Here is a 5,681-nt window from a genome sequence, read left to right on the forward strand (position 1 = left end):
GGGAAGGAGTCGGACGGCGTGGTGGTCTTGGCGTGGGTGTACTCCACACCGCCGCCGACCAGCCGGGCCAGCGCGGAGTTCGGGTGCCGGGAGACGTACCAGGCCAGGTCCGACTGGTGCAGGCCGTCGACCGAGATCAGCAGGACGTGCCTGGCGGGGGCTCCGTGGTGGGGGGCGGCAAAAGCGGAGGGCTGGGCGGCAGTCAGGCCGGTAAGTACTCCCGCGGCGGCGAGGACGGTTGCGGGCCTGACGTAACTTCTGGACATCTGGGTTTCTCCCGGGCGTTTGGGGCGAGCTGCGAGTTGCCGGGCCCATCAGAGTCCCGCCTTGCGTACCGGGGACGGCGCAGGCGTGAACGCACACCGAAGTAGCGGTCGGTTCTTCATCAAGCACGTCTGGTTTTCGCCAAGGAGGGGCGACGTCCGCCGCACCGGCGGTCAGCCCGATACGTTCACCACCCGGGTGGACGCCGAGCGCGGACCACTTCGGAAGAGCTCGCTGCTCTGCTCGATGAGCTCCATCTGGACGAGGACGTCGCCTGTCGACGACCAACCGAGCGGACTACCAACCGAACGGAAGGGGTGGTGACGGCTGCATCCATCTCGTTGTCTTCCATGATCTGGCCGGCATGAAGCTGCGAGTGGCCAGTTCCGATTCGTCGGTGGCCGTCTCCACGTGGGTCGACCTGCGCTACCTCGACGGCAGCAAGAAGAAGTGGCGGTCCGCCGACTTGGCGAACAACCTGGAGGCGACCCAGGGCTTCATCGAGGCTTACGGCGCCCACAAGGCACTTCGCGGGTACGCGTGAGCCTTGGTGCGGGCTGGCCGCGTCGACATCGTCGGCGTACAGGTGGCGGCGCGGATCAAAGGCGCAGGACGATCAGGGCGATGTCGTCGCTGGCGCCGCTGCTGACGCCGAGGTGCGCGAGCAGAGCGTCGGCGAGACGTTCGGGGCTGTGGCGGGCATGGCGGGCGAGCGCGTCGGTGAGGCGTTCCAGGCCGGCATCGATGTCCTCGCCGCGGCGTTCGATCAGACCGTCGGTGTAGAGCACGAAGGTGTCGCCGGGGGTGTAGGCCAGGTCGGCCTGGGGGCGGGGGACGGGTTCGGGGCGGGCTCCCAGCGGAGGGTCGGTGGCCTGGTCCAGGAGATCGCAGGTGCCGTCCGGGTGGAGCAGGACGGGGGGCGGGTGGCCGGCGCTGCTGTACAGAATGCGGTGAGCGCGGGTGTCGATGACGGCTTGGATGACTGTAGTGGCCAGGGCACCCTCCACGTAGCGTGCGTACCGGCCCAGGATGTCCAGGGCTCTCGCGGGTCCTTCGACGGCCCGGACGACGGCGGACAGCGCGCTGCGCAGCATGCCCATGACGGCGGCGGCCTCCAGGCCGTGGCCGACCACGTCGCCGACCGCGACGGCGAATCGGTTCTCGGGCAGGTCGACCACCTCGTACCAGTCGCCGCACACGTTCAGTGACCCGGCGGCGGGCAGGTAGCGCACCGCGGTGTCCCGGTGCCGGGCCAGATGGGGCGAGTGGAGCATGGCTTCCTGCAAGGTGACGGCAACCTGGCGTTCCCGGGCGTGGGCTTGGCGCAGTTCCTCGTTCACTCGATGGAGCTCGCGCGCCCGGGCGTACAGCTCGACCTCCATCGCCTCCACGTCGCTCAGCGCCCCGCCTCCTCGCCGACGAGGGTGGGAGAGGATGAACGAGGTCACGTCCTCCCCCCGGTGCAGGATCCACTGCACCTGCCCGTCCGGCCCGAGCACCGGTGTGTTGATGGCGGACCACCACCGCTCCTCGAACACGCCGGGCTGGTCGGCCACGGGAATGTCGTACTTCATCGGCGCCATCGTGTCCCGCTTCTTCGAGCGCAGGACCCAGTGCAGGGAAGCGTGCAGATTCCGCACCCCGTCGGCATCCGGGTCCGCCGGATTGTCAGGGAAGGCGTCGAAGAGGTACCGCCCGATCAGATCCTCCCGAGTGCGGCCGGTCCCCCGGCAGGCCGCCTCATTGACGTCGACGAGCACCAGGTCCGGGCCCAGCACCATGCAGGGGCTGGGGGTGACCGAGAACAGCGCCTGGTAGTCGATCCCCGGCCTCGCCACACGTTGTGGCCGGGCACCCTCAGCAGGGCTGGTCTCGTCCTTCACACTTACGTTCTACCGTTCGTGGGCGCCCTCGGCACCTGGGCGTAGGTCGACCGTCCGGCCCGTATGTCGTCAGTGGGCGAAGAAGGCGTACACGCACGGTCAGGTATCCGCGCGGGTGGCGCACTACTGGGCGGTCGGGACCCCGCGCGGTGGGTCAGAGCTGATTCTCGCCGCCGTTGACGTGCAGGGTGGTGCCGAGCATGAAGCTGCTGTCCGCGGAGGCGAGGAGGGCCACGGCGGCGGCGACCTCCTCCGGGCGCCCCCCGCGGCCGATCGGCACGCCCGCCGCGAGTTCGGCCTTGAGAGCTGTTCCGCAAGGTCCTGGAGCGCTACACCGACGGCCCCGCCTCCTATGCGGCCCGCACGCTGGACAAGCCGAGCGCCCGGGAGGTGGCCACGACGTTCCTCGCCGGCTCGGTCAGCACGACCACCCACCCCGGCCACCCCGCTGGATGCTGGGTGTGCAGGGCTCGCTGGCTTCAGGCCACTCCGGACGGCCGGCCCAGGACGCCCTGATCGCCTGGCGAGACGACGGCCGCGCTCGCCTCCGGCACCGGTTCCAGCGCGCCGTCGACGAGGGCGATCTGCCCCGTTATGTTCTTCGCAGCCCTGCAAGAGGGCCGCTGGCCTCCGGGCCCGGCATGACTGTTCCCCCCTGTCGAACGGATGACCTGGTGGGTGGTGTCACCGGACCCGGTAGGTGCCGTCGGAGACGCTGATGAGAAGTCCGGCCACCACCCGGTCCGGCGCAACGCCGGACAGCTCGCGGGCGGAACTCCAGCAGGTGGTCGAAGCGGCGCTGCGGAACTGGCCACCCGTCCGAGCCGTCCCAGAGTGCCGTCCCGGCCCGTCGGCGCGGGCGGTTGTCAGTCGACGGAGGCCACGAAGTTCAGCATCCGGCTATTGATCTCCTCCGCGTGGTCGATCTGCGGCACATGGCCTGTGTCAGCGATGATCTCGACTCGGGCACCGGGGACCAGGCGCGGCACCCGCTCCACCTGCCGCTGCGGGTGCACGAGGAGGCTTCGCTTCCCGAGCACCAGGTAGAGCGGAGTCCGGATGGCGGACAGCTCCTCCTCGGACAGGGGAAGCGGGGCCGGGCGGCGTATGCGGTAGGCGCGAGCGGCCGTTCTGATCATCGTGCGCAGTCCCGGCATGACGAGGACCGGCTGTTCCAGCCAGGCCGCCAGCCGCTTTCTTCGAGTTCTCGACGAAGGAGGTGGGCGCGTCATCCTCGGGCGTGGAGTCATGCACGCGCGCAGATCTACCGGAACCAACCCCCGCCTTTCAGGCGATCACCCGGCATCACACGATCAAGTGCAGTAGCTTCCTGCGGTGATCTCTCTGGGGGAACCTGCGTTCTTCACCCGCCTGCGCGACGCCCGACGGGTACTCATCGCCGGCGCGGGCGGCGGCTTCGACGTGTATGCCGGGCTGCCGCTCGCACTCGCGCTGCGGTCCGCGGGCAAGGAGGTGCACCTAGCCAACCTGTCCTTCGCCGATCTCTACGGCCTGGACCTCGATGTGTGGGTGGATCAGGACGTCGCGGCCGTCGGACCCGAAACCCCTCTACGCGGTGACTACTTCCCCGAACGGACGCTCGCCCAGTGGCTCGCGACGCAGGATCTGCCGTCGACCGTGTACGCGTTCCCGAGCATCGGGGTCGGTCCGCTTCGGGCGGCCTACCGGACGCTGATCGCGCATCTAGGCGGTGTCGACGCGGTCGTGCTGGTGGACGGCGGGACCGACATCCTGATGCGCGGCGACGAACACGGTCTCGGCACTCCCGAGGAGGACATGGCGAGCCTGGCCGCCGTGAGCAGGCTCGACGAGATCCCGCACCGGCTGGTGGCATGCCTCGGCTTCGGAGTGGACGCCTATCACGGCGTGAACCACTCCCTGGTACTGGAGAACCTGGCCGCCCTGGACCGGGACGGCGCCTACCTCGGGGCGTTCTCGCTGCTCGGGGCCGCGCGGGAGGGCGCGCTCTATCTCGACGCGGTGGCCCACGCCCAGCGCCACACCGCGAGCCACCCGAGCATCGTGAACGGATCCGTCGCCGCCGCCGTACGCGGTGACTTCGGCGATGTCCGGTTCACGGAAAGGACCAAAGGCGGCGAGTTGTTCGTCAACCCGCTGATGGCCCTGTACTTCTGTGTGGACCTGCCTGGACTGGCCCGCCGCAACCTCTACCTCGGTCTGCTGGAACGGACTTCGCTGATGCGGCAGGTGAGTTCAGTGATCGAGGAGTTCCGCACCACACTCCCCCGCCAGCGCCCGCCCCGGGCTTTCCCGCACTGAGCACACCACGTCCGGCAGCACCGCCTCAGGTTTCCGAAGCTCGATTGCCGGTTGCCGGTTGCCGGAAAGTCATGTTCGGCGCGGTACGGCTCCGTCCTGTCGGCGGTAGAGGTCGCGCAGCAGGGAGATCTCGGCGCCGTGATGGATCAGCTCCCTGTTGACGTGCAGGACCCTGTTCTCCATGGGGAAGCGCTCGGGACCCACCGTGGGCGGATTTTCCAGGTCGGCGTCCGAGAGCTCGCGGACCCCCGCGTTCCATTTCCCGTACATCTCATCGAGCTGTTTCAGCGCCTCGTCAGCGGTCCCCGCGTAGGCGAATGTCTGGGCGTTGACGTCCTGGCCGCCGAAATACCATCCGACCCGATACCCCAGGCAGGAGACGATGATGTGAGCCAGCCGCCAGGCAATCGTGGTCACCGGTGCCGGTACCGGGTCAGGGGACGCGGAGTCCATCGTCCACTCCCCCGAACCAGGCGACATCGGTGCGGCCGACGTGCCATGTGGGCGGATGCTCCAGCAGCCTCGCACCGGCTCCCAGAAGTACTCCTCATCGGCAAGACCGTCCAGCCGCGGCCGCAGGTTCTTGTGCCAGTACCAGTCCAGCTGGTCCGCGAGCCGCTCACTTCTTGTCATTTCCGCACACTACATACAACGCAGACCTGGCTGCGGCCCCAAATGCGCGGTCTGATCCACACCGCTCACATCTGGTGTTCCACCCACACGAAGATCAGGCCGACGGCTCCGGTGCCGGCGCCGTAGCAGGCGCCGCGCAGCAGGTGCGAAAGGGCGGTACGCCGCCGTCGCGCGATCCACTTTCCGGCGGCGATCAGCCGCTCCCGGCCCGTGCGGGGCTTGCAGGGCGTGCGGGGACAATGGGTCATGGCAGGCGTCCCTTCTGGATGGCGTCCTGATGGGGAGTCCGCCCGGCCGGTGGCCTCGGAACCGGTGGCCGGGGCCAGGACTCCCCTTCGCTGTGTCGTAGCCCGCTTGCGGATCAGCGGCCTTCGGCGAACTCCTGGAGCCGGGCCACGAGCTGACGGTCGGGCCGGGCCACGATCACGGAGGAGTGCGGGGTGCGGGCGGCGAGCCGGTCCACCTCGCTCTCCAGGCGGCCGGTGGGCGCGTGGGCGCCGGATCCGTTGGCGCGCACGTACCGGGCGAAGATCTCCAGGCCGTCGAGGAAGGCCGCGTCCGGCGGGGCGGTGTCGGCCATGGAGTGGGTGAGTTGGTGGA

General features: G+C 69.3%; 6 protein-coding genes and 4 pseudogenes. 3 read left to right on the forward strand and 7 right to left on the reverse strand.

The features are described 5' to 3' along the window. Positions 1-266: pseudogene (locus JF597_RS48745) on the reverse strand (alkaline phosphatase family protein); the annotation flags it as partial. Positions 267-640: 374 nt separating this feature from the next. Here JF597_RS48745 and JF597_RS48750 point away from each other — a divergent pair. Further along, a complete protein-coding gene (locus JF597_RS48750) occupies positions 641-808 on the forward strand; it encodes a hypothetical protein (protein ID WP_294012219.1) in 168 nt (55 codons plus the stop codon). A 55-nt stretch (positions 809-863) separates the two neighbouring features. Here the strand turns inward: JF597_RS48750 and JF597_RS48755 are convergent, their stop codons facing one another. Next, entirely contained in the window at positions 864-2,102 is a 1,239-nt protein-coding gene (locus JF597_RS48755; RefSeq protein ID WP_088245381.1) for a SpoIIE family protein phosphatase, read from the reverse strand. Positions 2,103-2,301: 199 nt separating this feature from the next. Continuing rightward, positions 2,302-2,451 (reverse strand): annotated as a pseudogene (locus tag JF597_RS48760) (SDR family oxidoreductase); the annotation flags it as partial. Here JF597_RS48760 and JF597_RS48765 point away from each other — a divergent pair. After that, positions 2,451-2,737: pseudogene (locus tag JF597_RS48765) on the forward strand (TetR/AcrR family transcriptional regulator); the annotation flags it as partial. The pseudogenes JF597_RS48760 and JF597_RS48765 sit on opposite strands and share 1 nt — an antisense overlap. A gap of 276 nt (positions 2,738-3,013) precedes the next feature. Here JF597_RS48765 and JF597_RS48770 read toward each other — a convergent pair. After that, positions 3,014-3,397, reverse strand: coding sequence for an alpha/beta fold hydrolase (locus JF597_RS48770; RefSeq protein ID WP_366916563.1), 384 nt, complete (start codon positions 3,395-3,397; stop codon positions 3,014-3,016). Between the two features lie 85 nt (positions 3,398-3,482). On the opposite strand from JF597_RS48770, the gene JF597_RS48775 reads away from it, so the two are divergent. Beyond that, positions 3,483-4,448 carry a DUF1152 domain-containing protein gene (locus JF597_RS48775; RefSeq protein WP_069761997.1) on the forward strand — a complete coding sequence of 322 codons (966 nt, stop codon included), beginning with the start codon at positions 3,483-3,485 and terminating at the stop codon, positions 4,446-4,448. A 69-nt stretch (positions 4,449-4,517) separates the two neighbouring features. Here the strand turns inward: JF597_RS48775 and JF597_RS48780 are convergent, their stop codons facing one another. The 3 genes and pseudogenes from JF597_RS48780 to JF597_RS48790 all read right to left on the reverse strand — a co-directional run. Further along, a complete protein-coding gene (locus tag JF597_RS48780) occupies positions 4,518-5,081 on the reverse strand; it encodes a DinB family protein (RefSeq protein WP_294012231.1) in 564 nt (187 codons plus the stop codon). 65 nt (positions 5,082-5,146) lie between these two features. After that, positions 5,147-5,329, reverse strand: coding sequence for a hypothetical protein (locus tag JF597_RS48785; protein ID WP_069761999.1), 183 nt, complete (start codon positions 5,327-5,329; stop codon positions 5,147-5,149). A 113-nt stretch (positions 5,330-5,442) separates the two neighbouring features. Then, positions 5,443-5,681, reverse strand: a pseudogene (locus JF597_RS48790) (hypothetical protein); the annotation flags it as partial.

The sequence above is a fragment of the Streptomyces sp. genome, from assembly GCF_019510245.1.
Taxonomy (GTDB): Bacteria; Actinomycetota; Actinomycetes; order Streptomycetales; family Streptomycetaceae; genus Streptomyces.

What these genes read in the sequence shown, in the direction of transcription:
- JF597_RS48780 (WP_294012231.1), bottom strand. Translation starts at nt 5,081, where the DNA reads ATGACAAGAAGTGAGCGGCTCGCGGACCAGCTGGACTGGTACTGGCAC.
- JF597_RS48770 (WP_366916563.1), bottom strand. Translation starts at nt 3,397, where the DNA reads ATGACTCCACGCCCGAGGATGACGCGCCCACCTCCTTCGTCGAGAACT.
- JF597_RS48785 (WP_069761999.1), bottom strand. Translation starts at nt 5,329, where the DNA reads ATGACCCATTGTCCCCGCACGCCCTGCAAGCCCCGCACGGGCCGGGAG.